We start from the raw sequence: 21,518 nt of genomic DNA on the forward strand, positions 1-21,518 counted from the left end.
GGTTTTTCTCCAAAGCTAACTTTCCGTAGCGCGCCGATAACAGGAATGCCCCTTTCTTCGGGCACCACGCTACCGGCTTGCCAGGCTAGCTTGTAACGCCCGGAGCATAGTATAGAGACTCGGGAGACTTTGGTTGGATGTCGGTGTGTGGTGTGGATTAAGACCAAACAGATGAGGGACGCATCGTTGGACGTTTACGCGCGCCTTGTCCGCTCATTGCTGCCAAGACAAGACCTCAGTCAATGCAATCAGGCCACCGTCGGCAGCCTTCTAAACCAAATACTCAAACTTCCGCGTAATCCACCATCACACTTTGGCTCTACTTAGTCTAAAGATCTCACCATGCGACCACCCAGGTAGCACAGTCCAAGCGCCATAACCACGAGAAGCCAATAAGGCATCGACGGAACACTGCTCACGGACGAAAGAACCACAACGGGATCGTCAATCTCACCAAGGATCTCATTGCTGTCTAAAGGACCGTTATCGACCACCACGTAAGACAGCACGGACCCGTTGATGGCCGCACCGGATATACGCGTCCAGCCGCTTGCACCGGAATACTTGTACGCCGTGGCACCTGCGCGCTGATTTTCACCAAGGTCGATAATGATGCGGAGTGACTCTGCCTGATCGGTCGCACAGCCGCGCAGCGAAAACCCTATTTCGGACGTGGTTACCGTCATTCCTGCGGGGGGCAACGCTGTGACCGGCGCGGTGCTTACGTCGGTAAGAGAGCAACTGGAGTCCGCCGCCCCTGGTGCCGTGGTCACGACAATCTCGTCGGCTGCGCCCTCGGTTACGGCATTGTTATAACTGTCGGCAAAGTTACCTTCGCCATCGGCGTCGTCATCGGCCCATTCCGTAGGATCCAGTGGAAAGGCATCATCGTTGTCGCTGATGCCATCGCGATCTGAATCCTTAGACCGTAGGGCATCATCAGGGAAATCATCGCTGGCATCTCCAACGCCATCGCCATCGGCGTCTGCTTGCTCAGAGGCATCGTTCGGAAAAAGATCCGCACCGTCGCCAACGCCGTCATAATCACTGTCGACGCTTTCCAGGGGGTCGTTCGGGAATGGATCCAGTAGGTCGTCTACCCCGTCACCATCGGAATCAACGCCGGGGCACAAGTCCGTAACCTGGGTAGGGAAACCCCAGGAATCACGGATCCCAAAGTAAGCACCTTGGTCCCCAACTATCTCTCCGGTTGCATCACAATAGTTGTAGTAACTGCCTGTGTTTCCAACTTCCTCAAAGCCAACCGCAATTGCCGGTGAGATCACGCCATAGTTGTCTACACGCCCGGTACCGAGAAGACCCAGCGCGGGTTGAGATGCGCCGTCCGGAATATCGGGACCACCACCAAAACGTATGTCGCCATAATTGATAAGCTGCCCCGGGCCACGGTAAAAGTTGATTGCGTTGACAGTGAGCGTGGCATCTGCGTCAACAATCAGCAGTGGGTTACCGACACCTTCAGGGCAAGCGTCAACGGTTAGCATGAAGTCGTTTTCTTCAAGATTCGCCGTAACGTAGCAACCCATCAAAATAGAGTCCAAATTCCAGTTCATTTCCGCAGTAATACGCAACTCGTTTCTGACAAATACGCTGCCAGTGCAGGTCGGCGTGCCTGGCCCTGGGTACCAGGTACCGCCGTAACCTTCACAGATCTGTTGTTCCTCACTGGATATGCAGGCGCTGGGTATGTTGGTACTGGGGTTGCCTTGGATAGTAGCGTTCTCGCAGCTAAAGAAGCCGCCGTTTGCATTGTCGATAACGCCCAGATTGGTGATTGTGCCCCGATTGACAATGGCCGCATCACCCGTCTTTAGGGTGACACCTTCACTCACATAAAGACCCTCGCCCTCTTGCACCCAGTAACCGCCTGCGGTGCAGGTCGAGGTCGCCTCGTCCCAAACACCACCACCAATGCGCTGGCAGGCTGTGTCGTAGGGTAATCCGAAGTACGTCGTAGTGAAGTCCACCATGTTGGTACCGGATTCCGACTTAAAACCACCACCGGCCTCGTACCAGGAACCCGGAGTCGCAAAAATCGCTCCGTCATTTTTCACGGTAGCAAATGCCTGCGCACCTCGGTTATCGCTAATGATGCCGGTTGACGTGTTCAGAATGCGGACCCGATCACCCAAGCCCCTCACGGTCCCGAAATTCGACAATACACCGCTATTGATAAGCGTCGTGGCCACGATAAGCGAACCATTTACCACAATGCTGCCACCACCAAGATTGTTAATCAGACCCTCACTTCTCACAGCGCCATTGATGATAATGGTTCCGTAGTTTTCTATATCGACCAGATCGTCGAGGACGATGTCGCCATTGATTGTGTAGGTAATACCCGGGTCTATGACCAGCCGGGTCAGACTGTCCAATTCCAAGGCTTCAATTGTCGTATCAACGCTAATACGGCGATCCCGGTCTTTGACCAGTATTGTCCAGCGAGAACTGTCGTCGCTTGCACCGGGGGTTGCGCGAAGGGAGTAGTTGTACCCTAATCTGTCCTCATCCGATGCACATCCATCGCATACATACAGTTTGAACGCACCCTGAGAGAGATAAAAACCTTCGTTCGCCTGCTCGATTGTCCAGTCGGTGTTATCGCCAGAATCAGCGCCATTCACGTTTACCTCGACACCACCGGGTGCAAAACCACCGATGTTCAGCAACTTGTTGGTTCTTAAAGCCCGAAGCGTGAACTTACCGTCTGGCAGCTTGCTAACTCTCCACTGGGCATCGGTGCGGCTCGGGTCCAAAATGGAGGCAATTGCGTCGTCTTTTACAACGTCACCGGGCAAGCCCAGTCCAACCCGGCCCACATAGGGGTAGACACCGTCGGGCGACAAGACCCGACGCGACTGTAGAGCAATGATGTCACCATCGCGCAGCGCGCTGACGCCGCCCATGATCTCAAGATCATCAAAGGTGTCGCCGCAGGCCAGATCAAGTGTGCAATAGGTGAATCCGAAATTTCTGTCCGTGGTGACATCACCGCGATTGACATAATTAGGCGGGCAGGCGCCCAGAGCTCCGCCCTCTAAATTGCCGAAGGCACCGTTAGACGGGTTAGGACGCCCAGACCAACAGCCTTGTTGTGAGCAAAAAAGCCTTTCGGGGATTTCGTCGAGATTGCCGGTACCCGGGGTTAATGCGTAGGTGAATTCGTAAATACTGCCCTCTTCCTTGGGGCCTACCAGTACTCTCACTTGATCTGAGGTATCGAGCTCGCCCTCAGGTCTTAAAGGACCGGTAGCGCTATCACCTTCCCAGGCTACATCCAGCTTTCCGAGATCGTCGTTATCGGCGCCAACGTCGTTCTCCCAAAATTGCACAAAGGTAGAGCCAATAAACGACTGGCTCTGTGCATCCTGCGGTAATAAGTCAGAGTTGTATCCAAAATCATCGTCTTCGTCCGGACGGTAATCCACCTCGGCCCCAAAAATAGTGACCGGATATCTGGCATTGGGCAGTGGCAGCACTTTTCTACCACCAACCGACACAAGCAATTGATCCGGGGAATTGGGTGGGTTTGCCAAAACAATCGAAATGAGGTCATTGAGCGTACTTTCTACGGTGCACTCCGGATCGTCTGGACAAGCTTCAGTAATAAACTGAGGCGAGCTAACCTCGTCTTCGACCTCTTTATTCAGCGCGCTTAGAGTAAATGATGGAAGTTCTGAGTCGCCGCTGACGGCCGACTCTGTTACGGAAAATACGCGCTGCGCCTTTTGAAATTTGCTGTACCCCGTCGCCACTCCCCCAGTGCCAAACGTCAGGTATGCATTTAACGCAACGTCGGCCACCCTCGATAGCGTGAAAGCCAAAGCCGCACCGTTAGCATCCATACCCTTGGATGCGGCTATAACGTTAATATCTTTAACTTCAATTCGATCGATTCTGCAGGCCCCTTCCGGCGGATCGACTTGCGCCCCGGCTGATAACGAAAACATACTCAGCGCCAGCGATAGAGCGGCCCCAGACCAACAATTCACACGTCGCTTGCTGGCAGGCTTGTGCTCCCGAGCAATCAGGCCGCATAACTGTCGATTCATTACTTGTAGATAATTCACAGGTTTCCTATTTTTAAGCTGGCAGGCCCCGGGCTGTACTCAGGTTTGGGCTGCTCAACCAACTACAATAGGTATGCCGTCTCGACCGTACAACTAGACATTGGTTGATAGCCATTACCAACTAAAGTTTGTATTGCCAGTCGATGACTATTGGGACTTGCTGTGCGAACATCTTGCGGACATTGATGCCGCATTCCGCTTGCTGATCAGTCCATTGACCAAAAACCAGGGTTCGCTATCGCTCTGGTCTCCCAACAACTGGAACAGCATGCAGACGCCCGGTACCGAACCCGCACTGGAAGACAAGCTTCGCATTGAGCAGGTAAAAACCCTGTTTGAATCGATGTACCCGCTGATGTCCATTAACCTTATTGTCAGTGCCTGTCTGGTTTTTGGGTTCTGGGACATTATCGATCACCCGGTATTGCTTGCCTGGTTTGGACTGATGCTGGGAATGCTGCTGCTACGCGGCATCCTCTATATCAATTACCAAAACCGCTTCGACCCCGAGCAAGCGGGTCAATACAGCTTTTTTCTGGTCGCTGGCAGCGCAATCGCGGGTATGATCTGGGGCGCGAGCGGCATCCTTTTGTTTCCTGCGGGGCAACTGGACTACCAACTTTTCATTCTGATGGCCCTGTTCGGAATGACCGGTGGTTCCACGTTTACCCTAAGTATCTACCTGCCCACCTACTACGCGTTTTCACCGCTTGTGCTGACGCCGATCACCGTCAAACTATTGTCGACTGGAGAGACTATTCACCTGACGATGGCGGCGGTGACGATTGTTTTTCTTGCAGCACTCACTTTTTTTAACATCAAAATTAATCGGTCTTTTAAAAACACGCTTCAACTGCGTTTTACAAATCTTGATCTTATCGAGAAACTCCAGGAACAAAAGGATGAGGCAGAACGCGCAAACTCTGCTAAATCAAAATTTCTCGCCGCTGCAAGCCACGACCTGCGACAACCCCTCTATGCACTCAATCTATTTGCAGCAGTACTCGATGAGAGTGTCACGAACGAGAAAACCAGAAAGACGGTGTTGCAGATCAAATCATCGGTCGATGCGCTACAAGACCAATTTGACACGCTTCTGGACATCTCACAGCTGGACGCAGGGACCGTGTTAGCCGAGAAAAAAGAACTTTTCCTCGGTGACATCGTCAATCGACTCGCCAACACCTACACCTTACAAGCACAAAAAAAGGGCCTTACGCTGTCTTTTGAGAACTGTAACTACATTATTAACAGCGACGTAAACCTGATTGAGCGAATCCTCGGGAACTATCTGTCCAACGCAATTAGGTACACCACCACCGGCACAATTACGATGCGTTGCATAGAAAAAGACGGTGCATTAATCATTGACGTCGCTGATACCGGAAAGGGGATTCCGGCTGAATCGATTGAGGATATTTTCGAAGAGTTTGAGCAGCTCGACAATAACGAACGAGATCGACAGAAAGGTTTTGGCTTGGGTCTCTCTATCGTCAAGCGCGCTGCACGACTGCTGGACCACAAGATTCACGTTGAATCTGAAGTAGGGAGAGGCTCAGTATTTTCTATCATCATAGATGGAGAGCACACAAGGTCTGTCTCTGACATTATTGTTACCGAATCTGGGGCTGCGTGTACCGGCAAACAACCCTTGGTGGTCATCATTGACGATGAAGCAAGCATTCGTGAAGGAATTGCCGACCTTTTGGACATCTGGGGTTACAAAACAATCTGCTCCGCCAACGGCGATCAAGCGATGGAGCAGCTAAAAACAGGTATGCACAAACCAGACGCAATCATTTCCGACTTTCGACTAAAGAATGACGAGACGGGCATTGATGTCATTCGACGGCTGCATACAGCCTTCCAAAGTGACATTCCAGCACTCATTGTCACCGGGGACATTGACAATGAACGTTTACTCGCATTAGCACAGAGTGGCCACATCGTACTTCACAAACCCGTCGCCCCGTCAAAACTGCGCGCGTTTTTGCACTCTACTCACACCACAGAGAACAGTCGAAATATCATAGGTCCCGAGACATTTTTTGAGCCTCCAAGACGGCCTGGGTTCGATTGCTAACACCCAGCGCTTTAAAAATACTACTGAGATGCATCTTGATGGTCGCTTCCGTTATACCAAGTGAATCAGCAATGTTTTTGTTAGCGTGGCCCTCTATCAGCATCTTCAAAACATCCTTCTGCCGTGGTGTGAATACAATGCCAGATCTATCACGTGCCTCGTTCACAACGCTGTGCATCTCTGCGGGAAGATAGATACCCCCAGCGAGCACAAGCTGTACAGCTTTAAGCATGAGCTCCCCTGAACTTTCCTTGGGTATAAATCCCAGAGCGCCCCCGTCAATGGCACGCCGCATGTCAGCGGCAGTTTTTGAACCTGTCAGCACTATCACGGGCAGAGATTTGTAGTGCTCGCGCGCGTAACTTAATACCGAAAATCCATCCTCTTTAGCCAAATGTAAATCAAGCATCATGACGTCAAGATCAGAGCTCTCCCGTAAGGAATCCACAGCGCTTTCGTAGTCACTTGCCTGCAGAATTTCGACGTTACCTCGGATTTTTTGTAGGACCAACGTGAGGCCTTCACGGAAAAGCTGGTGATCGTCCACGATCAATATTTTCATAGTCTCTACTTATTGATAAAAAGCAGTGACTGATCCGCTGACCCAGTAGAAGCTGATAGTCCGGTGAGCGTATCAATCTCCTTTTAGGCGCGAGTATTTTAATCTTTAAGCAGTAAAAATGCGCGCCTTTATATTGTATTTCCAGGCCCGAGGACGCGTTGGGCATCGGTGTGCCAAACCGGATGTGTTGGCAACCCGTTTCGGTTCTTTAGGCCATTCAAACCCTGGCAGCATACGCTGCATGCAGCTTCTTATAGCTTTTAATAAGCCGCAGGTTTTTGTCTAGGCCTGCCAGCTGCATGTTGGTTGGGGTAAGGCCATAAAAGCGCACATCGCCCTTCACGGACCCCACCACCGCGTCCATAGTCTGGTCACCGTACAGTCGCTTCAAATTAAACAGGTAATCACTCAGCTCAAGTTCGTCATCGATAACAATTTCCAGTACCGCGCTCACCGCCCGATAAAACAACTCGCGTTCCAGGGTATTGTCATTAAACTGGATAGGGGATCGGAGTTGGCCTTTGTCGCAGCCAAAAGCGGCCGCACAGCGGCTGCGTCGAAGCTCGCCCATGAACGGGCAGAGTTGGCGCTCCCGCGTGCGCCGCGCCCACTGCTGGCAGCGGTTTTTGCGGCGACCGGAGAGCATCAGGAAACGCGTGAACTCCTCGAATTCGCTGCAGCCGAAAAATGCTCCTATTGATAGCCAGGTAAATGCACCTGGCTTGACCCTCAACGATGATGCGGGTGCCGGGATCGAATATAAAGGCTCAGATCAGGATGGCTCCCTCACTGGCCGGCCGAACATACTTGCGATAAAGCCCCATGTAGCCAAAACCGACTTCTTTCATGACGGGCTGCCAGTTTTCTCTGCGCTCAGCGATCTGCTCGTCGGTCACCTCGGCACGCAGTCGACCGTTAAGAATATCGATCTCGATCATGTCGCCGTCCTCGATCAATGCTATCAGGCCACCATCGGCGGCCTCCGGACAGATATGACCGACACAGGGTCCACTGGTCGCGCCCGAAAAACGCCCATCGGTCACCAGTGCGGTTTTATCCAGGCCGGCGAATTTCAGGGCCAGGGTTACCCCCAGCATCTCGGGCATACCGGGGCCACCCTTTGGGCCCTGGTAGCGAAGTACGATGATGTCGCCACCGGTGACCTTGCCTTGCTCAATACCGGCCAAGGCCTCGTCCTCTGAATCGAAACAAACCGCTGGGCCCTTGCACTGCAGCATGTCCTCCTTGACACCAGCCTGCTTGACCACAGAGCCGCCTTCCGCAAGATTCCCCCGCAGTACGGCGATGCCGCCCGTGGGCCGATGCGGCTGATCCCGCGGCGGAATTACCTTGGGATTAAGCACCTTGGCGCTATCTATAACATGCTGCAGCGTGCCGCCGCCGACAGATAAAGTTGAGGTATCGATATCCTTCTGCATAACCTGCATCACAGCCGGCATGCCACCAGCCGCCCATACATCCTGCAACCCCCAGGGCCCGTTGGGGCTCACGGCCAGCAACGTCGGCACCTCCGCGCTTGCCTGGGAAAAGTGATCCAGTGTGAGCTCACAGCCTGCCGAATGCGCAATGGCTGGCAGATGAAGAGTGCCGTTCGTTGAGCCGCCGATCGCCATCAACATTCTTGCGGCATTCTCTAGGGACGTCTGCGTGAGCAATTGGCGCGCATTGAGGCCCTCATGGAACAATTGTACGGCGCGTCGACCGGTAGCCCGGGCCGCTTTCAACTTCTCGGTGTGCCATCCGGGTATGTTGGAACTGCCGGGCAGGCAAATCCCCAGTACTTCGGCCAGACATTGAAAGGTGTTGGCCGTGCCCATGATTTCGCAGGCACCGCAGCTACTGCAGTTGAAGGTTTCGACGAAAGCTTCGGGATCGCCACGATAGTCATTGTGATCGATAGAGTCGTCGAACTTCGGTGCATTGCGAATATTCATTTGCCCCGGCCCGGCTGACAGATAGATGCTCGGCAGATCCAGTCTCCCCATGGCCATCATCATGCCAGGGTTAATCTTGTCGCAGCCTGCGATGAAAACCACCGCATCAAATGCCTGGGAGCGTACATGGGTTTCGACAATGTCAGCGATCAGGTCGCGCTGCGCAAGCACGTAGCGCATGCCATCGTGGGCCATGGCGATACCGTCACAGGGCGCGGGGACATTGAACTCGGCGTACTCGCCACCCTCAACCAGAATACCTTCTTTGACCTTGTCGGCGAGCTTATTGAGATGATTGTGTCCCGCGGTCATCTCGGTATGGGAGTTAGCAATGGCGATCAGTGGCCGCTTGTTCAGATGCTTGGTGTCATACCCCGCACCCTTCATTACCCCACTTCGAAAGTCGTTAACCAGCTTGTTGGGGCTTGCGATAATGACATCACTTTTCTTGGACATAGGTATTTCTCCTTGGAATTGATCTAGGCACGCACTGATCGCGCCAGCGTGTACCAGCGATTGTTGGAGGGACTGATCACCGTCGCGCCAGCTTTGGACAGCTCGATAGCAGCGGCACGGCCGATACCTGTAACGCCACCGGTGATCCAGGCTACGCAGTTTTCAATATTTCTCATGTCGCTATTGCTCCACAGTGATTTTGAGACCCAGGCGGCGGTGGAAGCTCAGTAGGTGTTCCACACATTGCTGTGGTGCCTCGATCAAGGGGAAGTGGCCCACCCCTTCTAGACGTATAAGCTCGATGGCGGGGATTTCGCGCTCGATGGCCTCACAGGCATGCGCACCGGAAATCGGGTCCATAACCCCGTTGATCATGCACAGGGGAATATCCGTTTCCTGTAGCGCGCGCACCCAGCGCCCGGCGTGCTGACGCCGGTCGTGCATGTTCTGACTGCGGCGTGCCAAAGAGGCTCTGCCATTGATGCCCGTGCTTACAGACCAGAGGGTGCGCAGTGCTTCCGGCCCCGGCTTTCGCTCCCCAAAGATATTGCTGATAGTTTTCATAAACGGCTGCGCAGGCAGGAATCGTGCAATCCATTCACCGTATCGGCCCGCCAGGCGCGACTGCAGAAAGCGGGGTCGATGCGCCTTCATCAGAATCCCGCCATTGAGGAACACGCAGCTTTGTATCAGAAACCCCAGAGACTGTTCATTCTGCCGAGCGATTAGCTCCTGACAGATGGCATCGCCCACATCGTGGCCCAGCAGGTGCGCGCTGCCAAAATCCAGGTGCTTTAGCAGCGCTTCCAGCATGTCGGCATGTTCATGCAGGGTGTAAGTTTGTCTGGTTGGATTCGCAGATTGACCAGCGTCGGCTATGTCAGGCGCAATAATGGTGAAGTGCTCGGCTAAGCCTTTTGCCATATCGCACCAGTCACACCCGGCAGTGGGGAATCCGTGCACCATCAACAGCACCGGCCCTGCACCTTTATGCTGGTAACAAATGCGACTGCCTTGCCAGTCAAAATAACTTGCAGAGGCATACCAATTATCTATGTCCGCCTGCAAAGAGGGATAGTTCGCCATAGTTTCTATTCGCCGGTCCAGGCACAAGTCGATATCCAAACGTGGCAAATCATGCCTCGCTTCGGTCGCACTGTTCGTACCAAAGGTCACATTCGGGCAAAAAGTGTCTGGCTGGGAGCAAAGCCACGCCCGTATCGACATGCAGGACGCGCCCCAAGGCCTGCCGTATAATTTTGCCTCCAAACACTACAATAAAAAGTAGATGCTCAAAGTCGACTCACTGCACAACTGGATTGGCCAGCTCTCTGCAACAGCCCGAGAAGATGTGCTCGCTTGCATGCGGGCGAGGCATTACCCCGATGGCGACGCGATCTACAGCTTGGGTGATGAAGGCAAAGAACTGTATTTGATCGAATCTGGACGAGTGCGATTCTGCAACTACACGGCACGCGGCAAGGAAATTGAATTCGCCGAATTACGCGAAGGTGATTGCTTTGGAGAACTGAGTCTAATCGATGGCCTGTATCGGCCGCATTGCACCTATGCCGCGGGCCCCACCACGCTGCAGGTACTTCAGAAACGTGATTTCGATTCGTTGTGCGCTAAGTATCCCGAAATATTCCAGCAACTCATGCGGCTCATGGCGCACCACCTGCGCCAGACCTACACCATGATTGAAGATGCCACCGTTCTGCCCATGCGGGACCGCCTCGCCAGGCTTTTATCCCGGCTGGCTTACAGCTTTGGTACGGTTGAGCCGACCGGGACAACTCTTCTCGAAGGGGTGACCCATGAAAGCCTTGCTCGCATGCTGGGCTCGACGCGCGAGGGTGTTAGCCGCGAGCTCAAGCAGCTCGAGGCAGCGGGGCTGGTGCGGCGCGAGTATGGCAGGATCCTGATTCCCGATTTACCCGCATTGATAGCGGCCAGCGATGCATTGGTCGGTGGCGAGCCGCTGGTTCCCGGATATCAGTAGGCCACCGTAAGCACCGGTCACTTTAGGCGGCCGTTAAGGTAACGGGATTAACCTTTCCAGTTTTACCACTGAATTGTGACCAGTGTTACAAACTACGCGCGGGCTCTTGGTTTTAAATGCTGAACCACTACTTACCAATGTTTCACATAGGGTGATTCATATGCTGTAGGAGCTGTCGAATATGAAAAACCAGATTATCGAGAAGTGGCAATCCGAAGAAAAGTCTCGGGGCGCCTGGTCAAACCTGCCCGACATCCACATTGCCGAAACTCTGGCAAGATCGGGCCTGGACTGGATATGCTTTGACCTGCAGCACGGCCTGATGGACTACAGCCACCTGACTCAACTGCTGCCCGCTATCACCGGACTGCCGATCACCCCCGTCGTGCGAGTGGCGGCGAACCAACCCGACCAAATCGGCAAGGCCCTTGATGCTGGCGCCCGGGGAGTCATCGTGCCGATGATCAATTCTGCCGAGGATGCCCGACAGGCAGTGGCGGCGTGCTACTACCCACCAAAAGGGCTTCGATCCTGCGGGCCCATGCGCGACGCTATGGTAGAAGGTCTGTCGTATCTCGGCAGCGCCAACGAAGACATCGCATGCCTGCTGATGATCGAGACCGAGGAAGGCCTCTCCAACCTGGAGGCTATCGCCGCGGTACCTGGTGTCACCGGGCTATTTGTAGGCCCCATGGATCTGACCTACGGGCTTGGCCTTGCACCCGGAGACTTTTCCAACGACCGATTCAACGCCGCACTGCAGAAGATCATGCAAGCCTGTCGGAGCAACCGTCTGGCCTGCGGCATGTTTGGCTACAACGCCGAGATGGCCGCCGAATCGTTGGAACAGGGTTTCGATTTTGTTTCTATCGGCAGCGATATCAGCATGTTGCGCGACGGTCTCGCCCAGGCGCTCACGACGGCCAAGGCGGAGGTAAAGAGCAGTGAGCCCTCCCGAGGTGGCTACTAGTCGACAGCCGGCGCGGGAGTCCGGGCATGATCCCGCCGTCGCTACGCTCCTGCACTCAAGCTCTGCTAGCGCGCGCTCCATGCAGCTTCTTATAGCTTTCAATAAGCCGCAGGTGTTTGTCCAGGCCTGCCAGCTGCATGTTGGTTGGGGTAAGGCCGTAAAAGCGCACATCGCCACTCACGGACCCCACCACCGCGTCCATAGTCTGGTCACCGTACAGTCGCTTGAGATTAAACAGGTAATCACTTAGCTCAAGTTCGTCATCGATAACAATTTCCAGTACCGCATTCACCGCCCGATAAAATAAGCCGCGCTCCAGGGTATTGTCATTGAACTGGATAAAGGTTTCGACTCGCTCAAGGGCGACTTCATGCTGCTCCAGAGCCAGGTTGATAAGCAGCTTTAACTCCAGAATGGTGAGCTGGCCCCAGACCGTGTTCTCATCGAATTCAATACCGATCAAGGTGATGATGTCTGTGTAATCGTCTATCTGGCTTTCTTCCAGACGCTCTACCAGGGCATTCAGCTGGTCATCATTCAACGAGTGAAGGTTGAGAATGTCTTCGCGATAATCCAGAGCGCGATTAGTGTTGTCCCAGATTAGATCCTCTACCGGGTAAACCTCAGAATAGTCAGGCACCAGTATGCGGCACACCGGGGCGCCCAAGTCGTCATAAACCGCTGTATACACTTCTTTGCCAAGGTCTTTGAGGATGCTAAGCAGGCAGGCGACCTCTTCTTCGTTGGTGCCCGAGAAATCCCACTCGCTAAATTCGAAATCCGCCTTGGCGCTGAAGAAGCGCCACGAGACCACACCGCTGGAATCAATGAAGTGTTCTACAAAATTGTTGGGCTCGGTGATCGCAAGGCTGTTGAAGGTCGGGGGCGGAAAATCGTTCAGGCCTTCAAAGCTGCGGCCCTGCATTAACTCAGTGAGACTGCGCTCCAGCGCGACTTCCAGAGTCGGATGCGCGCCGAAAGAGGCAAAAACGCCGGAGGTTTTCGGGTTCATCAACGCGACACAAGCCACCGGAAACTGGCCCCCAAGCGAGGCGTCTTTGACCAACACAGGATATCCCTGTGCTTCCAACGCCCGAATGCCTTCCAAAATGTTGGGGTATTTTTCCAATACGTGCACGGGGACATCTGGCAACGTAAGTTCTTCCTGAATAATTTGCTTTTTGACCGCCCGCTCAAAAATTTCTGACAGGCACTGAACTTGCGCCTCAAACAAGGTGTTACCCGCACTCATGCCATTGCTCAGGAACAGGTTTTCAATCAGATTGCTGGGGAAGTACACCGTCTCGCCGTCTGAATGCCGTACAAAGGGCAAAGCGCAGATTCCGCGCTCAGTATTGCCAGAGTTGGTGTCGATGAGGTTAGAACCCGCCAATTCATTCTCCGGGTTGTAGATCTCCAGACAGTGGCTATCCAGAATGCCTTGGGGAAGTTCGTCCTTGGGGCCTGGCTTAAACCAGCGTTCATTGGGGTAATGAACAAACTCACTGTTGGCAATTTCTTCACCAAAAAACTGATCGTTATAGAAGAAGTTGCAGTTCAGACGCTCAATAAACTCGCCCAGCGCCGAGCACAGGGCGCTTTCCTTTGTCGCACCTTTACCATTGGTGAAGCACATGGGCGAGGCCGCGTCGCGAACGTGCAATGACCAAACGTGAGGCACGATATTGCGCCAGGATGCGATCTCGATCTTCATGCCCAAACTCGCCAGAATGGCGGTCATGTTGGCGATGGTCTGCTCCACCGGCAGGTCTTTACCCAAAATATAGGTGCTGGCGTGGCGTTCTGGCTTGACCATCAGCAGGGCCTGGGCGTCTTCATCCAGGCTGTCTACGACTTCAATCTGGAATTCAGGGCCGGTTTGCACCACCTTCTTGACCGTACACCGGTCGATGGAACGCACAATGCCTTGTCTGTCTTTATCAGAAATATCTTCTGGCAGCTCAACCTGGATCTTAAAAATCTGCTTATAGCGGTTCTCGGGATCAACAATGTTGTTTTGCGATAGGCGGATATTGTCGATTGGAATGTTCCGCGCTATGCAATAAACCCGGACAAAATAGGCCGCACACAACGCCGATGACGCCAAGAAATAGTCAAAAGGACCGGGCGCTGAGCCGTCGCCTTTGTAGCGTATAGGTTGGTCGGAAATCACCGAGAAGTCGTCAAACTTGGCTTCAATTCGGAGCTTGTCGAGAAAATTGACGTTGATTTCCATTACGAGAGTACCAATTTGAGGAATTTGGCGCTCTGTGGCCTTGGACTGCCGCTATTATCCAGCTTTTGAGCCCGAACGTCTTTCAATTCGGTGAAATTCAACCACAGCTCATAGAGAACGGAAGAACTTACTGAGTTGTATGAGGCGTTTTTAGCCGGGATGGTTGTGCACTCCAGCTATAAAACGCCTTGTTGTGATCTGCCTAGGGCTTACGGAACTTCAGGGTCCAACGGTCCGTATTACCAGTGACAGTCTTGCGACCTACTTCGTAGCGCAATTCGTCATCGGCCCGGTAGTGCAGCTTGGAGTAGTCCACAAGCTCGAAGCCAGCGGCCTGAATCTCCTTGATGGCGAGTACCGGGTCAACGCGTCGTCCGTTCTCATCGTTATCACCCTGCATGTGGCGGCGCGTGTGATCCACCACCGCGTAAATGCCTCCTGACTTAAGCGAGTCAAAAACAGTTTCGTTTAAGGCCATCCGCTTGTCTTCGTCGAAATTATGATAATTGCGAAACGTTAAAACCATGTCGACATCGTCGATATCGAGATCAACATCGGCGAATTCGCCGGTCTCCTGAAGCTCGCCAAAACCGGGCTTGCCCGCCAGGGACTTCAGCGCGCGGTCTGCGCCGAAAGCGACATAGAACTCACCATCCTCGGCCAGTACAGGCGCCAGCAACTTGGTGTACCAGCCGCCCCCCGGAAAGAGTTCGACGACTTTCATATCATCACGTAAACCGAAGAACTCAAGAGTCTCGACGGGTTTGCGGTTGCGATCTCGACTCGTCTCGGCTTCTGATCTGACCGAGGAAGCCATTGCTTTTTCCAGCTTGGATTTAACGGCGTCATAATCAGCAGCGCCTGCAGGCGATCCTGCGATAGCTAGCGCCATAGCGATGGCAAAAAAGTTTCTCTTCATGTGGTGCCTCACGTTTTTGAATGGATAAATTGGTGAAATGTTGAATTCAGAGTTTTGATACTAGCCGCTAACGCGCCGGGTTGGCCAGATCAGCCTCAGCTGCAATGTAACCGAAGGAACTCCAGCTGGATCCCGACACGATACGTCGCAACAGTTCGTCTGATCGCACCCGGTCACCATTGTAGTAGTAATAGTTGGCAAGCCCGTAAGCGACGGCCGAATTGCTCGGATTATCGCCGTTAGCATCCATCATTTCTTCGATGGGAAGCTCGCCTTTATACAGAAGACAGAGCTGGTGATAGCTCATGTTTTCGATGATGTTCATATCGACGCTAATCTCGTCCAGAGCCTTCGCGGCCTTGGCGTCTTCACCCATGCGACGCAAAATCATGTAGATCCAATGCCCGCTGGACACGAGGTTGTCATCGTTGCCGCCCAGACGATAGCCGTTGCGAAAGGCCGCCAACGCCAGAGGCCAGTCCTGCTTGAGATAGTACGCTAGACCCAGGTGGTACCAGACGTTGCCCTGCGTGGTGGTCAGCGGAATGTTCAATGCATTGGGCAACCCATCGGGCTCGATATCCTGCGGCAAATCATGCATCAGTACGGCCGCGCGCAAAAAGTCGTCAATGGCCTCGTCAAACTTGCGGACGGAGAGATAGCGATGACCGCGGTGTCGATAGAAACGCGGATCATCAGGAAACTTCGAAATACCGTCGCTGAACACCTTGATCGCTCGACGATAATCCCCGGTGTAGGCAATGCGCCTGCCCAGCCAGATAATGGCGTCGGCGTCCCCGGGATTGGCGTCATAAGCGTTTTGGGCTGCGCGGAGTTTCTCCAGCGTTTGCTCGCTAGGCTTTGCGGCGTACAACGGCCGCCCATCGAGCGAGACCGCCTGAGCGTCGGCGGACAAGGCCGAGGTTTGCGCCGCTAGCGCCTGGGTACTAGCCAGAGGCACTACCAGTAGCAGCAGCGAATACAACAGTATCCTGGAACAACTCGACTTGTCTTGCATGCCTTTCCTCCCATCTGTGATTCGCGTTCGGGCATTACCCTCAAAACTTAGCGAACTTTGAGTAGCGCTGGACCCGGGTCGAAGCGTATCAGGATAGTCACACACTTTGCTGTTCTCGAGGATTTTCAGCAAGGCCTGGCGAAAACAGGGTAGGCAGGGCAATGAACCCACCCGATTTGACCCGAGGCGATCGCTGGCACATTGGCAAACGCTGGATGTACTGCGCGGGATGCTGGCTGAGGGAAAGCACTGGCACGATTGACTCAAACAGCCTAAGGGCTGTTTTCGCCCTGCGGGCGGCGTCGCAAGCTCCGCCGTCCAAACTGCTCCTGCTCGTCGCAGTTTGTCGAACGAGCACGTTCTTTCGGCTGGAACACTAGATACAAAAAAGCCCCACCCGATGGGTGAGGCTTATTTTGTATATGGCGCGCCCGGCACGATTCGAACGTGCGACCGCCTGGTTCGTAGCCAGGTACTCTATCCAGCTGAGCTACGGGCGCGTAGGGGGCGGGACTATAGGTATCTAGACCTTTTCTGTCAAGGCTGAACACCACTATCAATACTGCCGCCTTGCCCAACGGCAGAGAAGAACAGACGGAAGGGTATCTTCTGATCACTCTTGAGCTTAACCAACAAGCCGTAATGATCGTTGTCGTAATCATCGACCCATTCGGTCTCAAGCTCTGGCAGCAGAACGGGCATCTCGGTGTCTTCCGGGGCCTGCCCCACTACCCTGACTTCTTCCATATCCGAATCGGAGTCCATTGCCACTTTAGGCACTTTAATCATGACGGTCTGATGTCCCGTGGCCGCATCGGCCTTTACGTCCATCACCTGCGCGCCGGACTTACCATCTCTGTGGCCTTTCACCAGCTCCAGCCAATCGGTCTCCATCCCCAACGACTGGGTGAGTCCCGTGAGCGGGGACAGGGCTAGTAATGCGACAAGGGTTCGCAAAATCATGGCAGTTACTCGTCTAATCTGTGTTGTAAGGGTAGCGGGTATTTTGAGTCGCGTCAGCCTTCGGGATTTCGACCCTGGATCAGGCCGGCGCAAAATTGAGCCAGAAGCGCGCAAGACCTGCGGCACTCACCAGCAGCAACGCAAACCCCAGATACCTAAAAAACAGCTGTGTGTCTGCCCGCAGGCTATAGGCGTGAAACCTAAGGCCCAGCACATGTCCTATGGCCGCGCAGGGCAGCAGCCACAGATGCTGACGCCACTGCAGATCGACATCGGTGATCACAAATGCAATGAGTTTAAGACCCACCAGGATGAACCACAGCACAAACAAGGTATCGCGCAGCTGCTCTTTAGTGACCCGGCTTGCCGCTACCGGCACCACCAAGGGCGCAGCGATGAGCGACACACCGCTTACATAGCCCCCCAACATGAGAAAAAACGCGTCCACGCGCTTGCTGTTACTTTTAAACGGCCTACCTACTATGTAACTAATTGCATATAGGGTGACCGTACAAAAAATAAAGCCAGTGACTATCGACCCAGGCAGCGTAATCACCCCCGCTACGCCGATGAGCTTGGGCACGAGCATTAACGGCAACGCGTAGCGCAAGAACTCCCAGTTAACGGTGCTAACCGCCCTGCCCAGCTTGGCATCCGCACGATGGGCCTGCCACACCGTCAAACCCGAGAAGAACAACAGATGCACCGAGATGATGGGCAAAAACAGCAGTGGCTCGTCACGAATCAGCAGCAAAAACGGCAGGGTCAGTACCGCACCGCCAAAGCCAAGACCCGAGCGCACAAAACCACCCCAGACAAACAGCACCGCGATGAGCCCATATTCCCAGGGCAGCAGCTCAGCCACGGGCAGGGCCTGGGCTAGCGTTCATCATCAAAATAAAACTGATCGTCAAAAGTCTTCATCCAGTTGGGATAAAAAATTGCGAAGGCCGTTACACACATACCGTTGATAAATCCTTCGGAGAACATCAACAAAAACAACAGCGGCCAAAATTCGCGGACATTATCCAGGTAGCTATGCAGACCACTGCTCCAAAATAACAGTAGCGCAGCCAATGCCAGTAAAAGCATCACCAGACCACCACCGGCAAAGCCAGCCCCTAATATGTACACAAAAGGGTGTTTTAGCGACGGCCGATAGAGCAAGCGAGCCAGAATCCGCGTTGTGGTTGCCGGTAGCAATACGCACAGCAGCACGGACAGTGGGTATGCCGTCCAATCCAAGCCCTGCAGCGCATACAAGCCCACTACGGCAAATGACGCCCCAAGTACGCTAAACGACCAACCCACCAACAGAGATAGCGTAGTGACGCCTAAAAAGTGCAGAACCAGGCCATCAACGAGATGGATATTCAGCAGCCACAGTAACAAGCAGGCCACCGCACCACCGGCCACCAGATGCATACGCCAGGGCTGCTGGCTCAGCGCCGACCATTGCGCCCGCGCCACTGCCAGCCCCAGGCTGAGCAACACAGCAATGCCCGCGATTGCCAGAATCCAGTTAGGCACTAAATGAGCGGGCACGTGCACGCGATTACCACACCTTTTGTCATGATCTGCTCAGCGGTAAATCCAGTCCCTGAGTGGGGTTAAGGTATACGGTCGAGCCGGCCGGTTTAAAGTTCGGCTGCCAAACGACAGGCCTGATCGATAGCGCGTTTTGCATCAATCTCTACGGCCATATCGGCGCCGCCGATCAAATGCACGCCCTCTCGCTCACTTACCAGCGCATCAAATAAACTGCGCTCAGACTCCTGCCCTGCGCAGATCACAATGGTGTCTACCGGCAAAAGCTGTGGCTCGTCGTCGATGGAAATATGCAGTCCGCGGTCATCAATGCCGTCGTAACGCACACCCTTGAGCATATGCACACCGCGGCGCTTTAAGGCCAGCTTATGAGTCCAGCCCGTGGTAGGTCCTAAACCACGGCCGGGCGATGTGGGCTTACGCTGTAGCAGGAATATCTCTCTATCGGCGATCTCTACAACAGGCTCAACACCGGCAACGCCACCGCGGGGATGATTCTCAAAATCGATGCCCCACTCCCGGGCAAACACATCGCGATCCAGCGCGGCCGACACACCCGCGTGAGACGCCAATTCCGCCACATCAAAGCCGATGCCGCCGGCCCCGATTATCGCTACCGCTTTGCCCAAAGGCCGCGTGCCGCGAATAGCCTCGTCATAGCTCATCACCATGGGATGGTCGATGCCCGGCACTTCGGGATCTCGAGGATTAAGACCGGTGGCAACCACCACCTCATCCCAGTCATCGGCGCCGAGCTCATCGGGATTTACGCGATGCTCCAGCTCCACGGTGACGCCGGTAAGCTCTAACTGGCGCTGAAAATAGCGAATGGTCTCGGCGAATTCCTCTTTACCCGGAATGCGCATGGCCAGATTAAAGTGCCCGCCGAGCTCATTACTCGCCTCAAACAAAGTCACCTGATGGCCGCGCGATGCCGCAGTAGTGGCAAAGGCCAGTCCTGCAGGGCCTGCACCCACCACAGCGATACGTTTGGGCGATTCGGTAGGCCGGTACTCCAGCTCGGTTTCGTGACAGGCACGGGGGTTCACCAGGCAGGACACGGTCTTGCCGCGGAATGCGTGATCAAGACAGGCCTGGTTACAGGCAATGCAGGTATTGATTTCGTCCACCCGGCCCTCATAGGCCTTTTTGGCAAACTGTGAGTCGGCCAGCATGGGACGCCCCATGGACGTAATATCAGCAAGTCCGTCGGCGAGCACCTGCTCGGCCACCTCGGGCATATTGATGCGGTTGCTGGTGATCATGGGTATGGACAGCTCTTTACGCAGCCGCCCGGTAACACCGGCAAATGCGGCTCGCGGTACCCGGGTACTAATGGTGGGCACCTGCGCCTGGTGCCACACAAAGTGCGTGCTCATGATAGACGCGCCAGCAGCTTCGATAGCTTTACCCAGGGTGACCACCTCCTCCCAGCTGCTGCCATCGGCCATGAGTTCCATGGCCGCAATGCGGTAGATCACGATAAAGTCCGGACCCAGCGCCTCTCGGGTGCGTCGTACAATTTCTACCGGCAGGCGCATGCGATTCTCGTAATCACCACCCCATTCGTCCTGTCGGTGATTGGTTTTATCAAGCAGGAAGGTGCTCAATAAATAGCCGGCAGAACCAATAATCTCCACACCGTCATAGCCCGCACTCTTTGCTCGCTGGGCGCAAAGCACAAAATCTTGAATCGTGGATTCAATATCCTCGGCCGTCATCGCCCGCGGCTCTCGGGGGTTAATGGGCGAAGCGATAGGCGACGGTGCTACCGGGTCAGCGCTGTAGGCCAGATTGCCGGCGTGCAGAATCTGCAGGCAGATTTTGCAATCCGGTGCTGCAGCGTGAACAGCGTCGGTAACACGCCGATGCAAAGGCACATGCGCATCGCTGTTAAAAGCACCGTACTCGCCGGGAGCGAGGGCTGCGGAATCATTAGGCGCATTTCCGCCGGTGATGATCATGCCCACACCGCCAGACGCGCGCTCCGCATAATAGGCCGCCATGCGCTCAAAACCTGTAGGTCCCATCTCCTCAAGGCCTGTATGCATAGAACCCATCAAAATGCGGTTTTTTAACTGCGTAAAGCCCAGGTCCAAAGGCTCAAAAAGGTGCGGAAACTGTGGGTGCATCGTGTTACTCATATCAGGCGCCACGGACATCGAGATACCCCCGGTCAATTGCTGTTTCTAAGGCGTTTACTGCGGCTCGTAGCTCTTCGTAGGCCTCTCGCTGTCGCGCCAGCATAGAAATCTGCTCGTGCGAGGGCATCTCAGGAGAGATCTTTGAGATATCGATCAACTCCTGAAGGTAAGACAGCCTGGCTCGCGCCGCCATGGTGATCACCGGCCGTATGGCATCGACGCTCAGCTCGGGTATCGCGGGATTCATAATCTCGCGATTCACGTCGCGACGGATTTTCTCCAACTCCAAGAGGAGTCTATTACTGTCCTGTCCTGTCATAGGTGCACCCTTTTATACGCGCAGGCGAATTTTTATGACGCAGACAGTCACAGGAAACATGCGTCCGGTCAAGGCTTGAGCCTTACCCCATAACTCGCCCAACACCTGTCGCGCTCCAACGCTGTCAAGGGCTGGCGTCCATACCGCTGAGCGAGTACTTTCTGCCGTCTGAATTAACGCCGCGCTTCCAATTACGATCAATACCAGCGGCGGCATAGTCATCAAGATTGTCATTCAGCCACCCAAGAGGTC

The 21,518-nt window shown here is 54.2% G+C and carries 18 protein-coding genes and 1 tRNA gene; 3 read left to right on the top strand and 16 right to left on the bottom strand.

Annotated features, from left to right (window positions below; genetic code table 11):
* Nucleotides 1-323: 323 nt before the first annotated feature.
* Complete coding sequence (locus R0135_RS05930) at nt 324-4,091, bottom strand: choice-of-anchor U domain-containing protein (protein WP_407349336.1); 3,768 nt, start codon at nt 4,089-4,091, stop codon at nt 324-326.
* Between the two features lie 133 nt (nt 4,092-4,224).
* On the opposite strand from R0135_RS05930, the gene R0135_RS05935 reads away from it, so the two are divergent.
* Nucleotides 4,225-6,174, top strand: coding sequence for an ATP-binding protein (locus R0135_RS05935; RefSeq protein WP_407349337.1), 1,950 nt, complete (start codon nt 4,225-4,227; stop codon nt 6,172-6,174).
* Here the strand turns inward: R0135_RS05935 and R0135_RS05940 are convergent.
* The 5 genes from R0135_RS05940 to R0135_RS05960 all read right to left on the bottom strand — a co-directional run bounded on the left by R0135_RS05940 (nt 6,119) and on the right by R0135_RS05960 (nt 10,374).
* Nucleotides 6,119-6,736, bottom strand: a complete 618-nt coding sequence (locus R0135_RS05940) for a response regulator (protein ID WP_407349338.1) — start codon at nt 6,734-6,736, stop codon at nt 6,119-6,121. The genes R0135_RS05935 and R0135_RS05940 overlap by 56 nt on opposite strands.
* Before the next feature lie 217 nt (nt 6,737-6,953).
* On the bottom strand, nt 6,954-7,382 hold the full coding sequence (locus R0135_RS05945) for a hypothetical protein (RefSeq protein WP_407349339.1): 429 nt from the start codon (nt 7,380-7,382) through the stop codon (nt 6,954-6,956).
* A 121-nt stretch (nt 7,383-7,503) separates the two neighbouring features.
* The gene (gene ilvD / locus R0135_RS05950) at nt 7,504-9,147 is read right to left on the bottom strand and encodes a dihydroxy-acid dehydratase (RefSeq protein WP_407349340.1); all 1,644 of its coding nucleotides are present in this window, start codon (nt 9,145-9,147) and stop codon (nt 7,504-7,506) included.
* 23 nt (nt 9,148-9,170) lie between these two features.
* Nucleotides 9,171-9,323, bottom strand: coding sequence for a hypothetical protein (locus tag R0135_RS05955; protein ID WP_407349341.1), 153 nt, complete (start codon nt 9,321-9,323; stop codon nt 9,171-9,173).
* Between the two features lie 4 nt (nt 9,324-9,327).
* A complete protein-coding gene (locus R0135_RS05960) occupies nt 9,328-10,374 on the bottom strand; it encodes an alpha/beta fold hydrolase (RefSeq protein ID WP_407349342.1) in 1,047 nt (348 codons plus the stop codon).
* A gap of 61 nt (nt 10,375-10,435) precedes the next feature.
* Here R0135_RS05960 and R0135_RS05965 point away from each other — a divergent pair, with 61 nt between their 5' ends.
* Nucleotides 10,436-11,149 carry a Crp/Fnr family transcriptional regulator gene (locus R0135_RS05965; RefSeq protein ID WP_407349343.1) on the top strand — a complete coding sequence of 238 codons (714 nt, stop codon included), beginning with the start codon at nt 10,436-10,438 and terminating at the stop codon, nt 11,147-11,149.
* A gap of 181 nt (nt 11,150-11,330) precedes the next feature.
* A complete protein-coding gene (locus R0135_RS05970; RefSeq protein WP_407349344.1) occupies nt 11,331-12,119 on the top strand; it encodes an HpcH/HpaI aldolase family protein in 789 nt (262 codons plus the stop codon).
* 55 nt (nt 12,120-12,174) lie between these two features.
* On the opposite strand, the gene R0135_RS05975 is transcribed toward R0135_RS05970, so the two are convergent.
* From R0135_RS05975 to R0135_RS06020, 10 genes are all read right to left on the bottom strand, one after another.
* Nucleotides 12,175-14,355 (bottom strand): OsmC domain/YcaO domain-containing protein, encoded by a 2,181-nt coding sequence (locus R0135_RS05975; RefSeq protein WP_407349345.1) that lies wholly within the window; start codon nt 14,353-14,355, stop codon nt 12,175-12,177.
* 202 nt (nt 14,356-14,557) lie between these two features.
* Entirely contained in the window at nt 14,558-15,274 is a 717-nt protein-coding gene (locus R0135_RS05980; RefSeq protein ID WP_407349346.1) for a class I SAM-dependent methyltransferase, read from the bottom strand.
* A 67-nt stretch (nt 15,275-15,341) separates the two neighbouring features.
* On the bottom strand, nt 15,342-16,292 hold the full coding sequence (locus R0135_RS05985; RefSeq protein WP_407349347.1) for a tetratricopeptide repeat protein: 951 nt from the start codon (nt 16,290-16,292) through the stop codon (nt 15,342-15,344).
* 423 nt (nt 16,293-16,715) lie between these two features.
* Nucleotides 16,716-16,792: transfer RNA gene (locus R0135_RS05990), tRNA-Arg, on the bottom strand.
* Nucleotides 16,793-16,829: 37 nt separating this feature from the next.
* Nucleotides 16,830-17,255, bottom strand: coding sequence for a hypothetical protein (locus R0135_RS05995; protein ID WP_407349348.1), 426 nt, complete (start codon nt 17,253-17,255; stop codon nt 16,830-16,832).
* Nucleotides 17,256-17,334: 79 nt separating this feature from the next.
* Entirely contained in the window at nt 17,335-18,120 is a 786-nt protein-coding gene (locus R0135_RS06000) for a TSUP family transporter (RefSeq protein ID WP_407349349.1), read from the bottom strand.
* A 14-nt stretch (nt 18,121-18,134) separates the two neighbouring features.
* The gene (locus tag R0135_RS06005) at nt 18,135-18,806 is read right to left on the bottom strand and encodes an energy-coupling factor ABC transporter permease (RefSeq protein ID WP_407349350.1); all 672 of its coding nucleotides are present in this window, start codon (nt 18,804-18,806) and stop codon (nt 18,135-18,137) included.
* 86 nt (nt 18,807-18,892) lie between these two features.
* A complete protein-coding gene (locus R0135_RS06010) occupies nt 18,893-20,947 on the bottom strand; it encodes an FAD-dependent oxidoreductase (protein WP_407349351.1) in 2,055 nt (684 codons plus the stop codon).
* Between the two features lies 1 nt (nt 20,948).
* Nucleotides 20,949-21,266, bottom strand: a complete 318-nt coding sequence (locus R0135_RS06015; RefSeq protein WP_407349352.1) for a hypothetical protein — start codon at nt 21,264-21,266, stop codon at nt 20,949-20,951.
* A gap of 12 nt (nt 21,267-21,278) precedes the next feature.
* The gene (locus tag R0135_RS06020) at nt 21,279-21,500 is read right to left on the bottom strand and encodes a hypothetical protein (protein WP_407349353.1); all 222 of its coding nucleotides are present in this window, start codon (nt 21,498-21,500) and stop codon (nt 21,279-21,281) included.
* Nucleotides 21,501-21,518: the final 18 nt, after the last annotated feature.

It is taken from the genome of Congregibacter variabilis (genome assembly GCF_045689235.1).
GTDB lineage: Bacteria > Pseudomonadota > Gammaproteobacteria > Pseudomonadales > Halieaceae > Congregibacter > Congregibacter variabilis.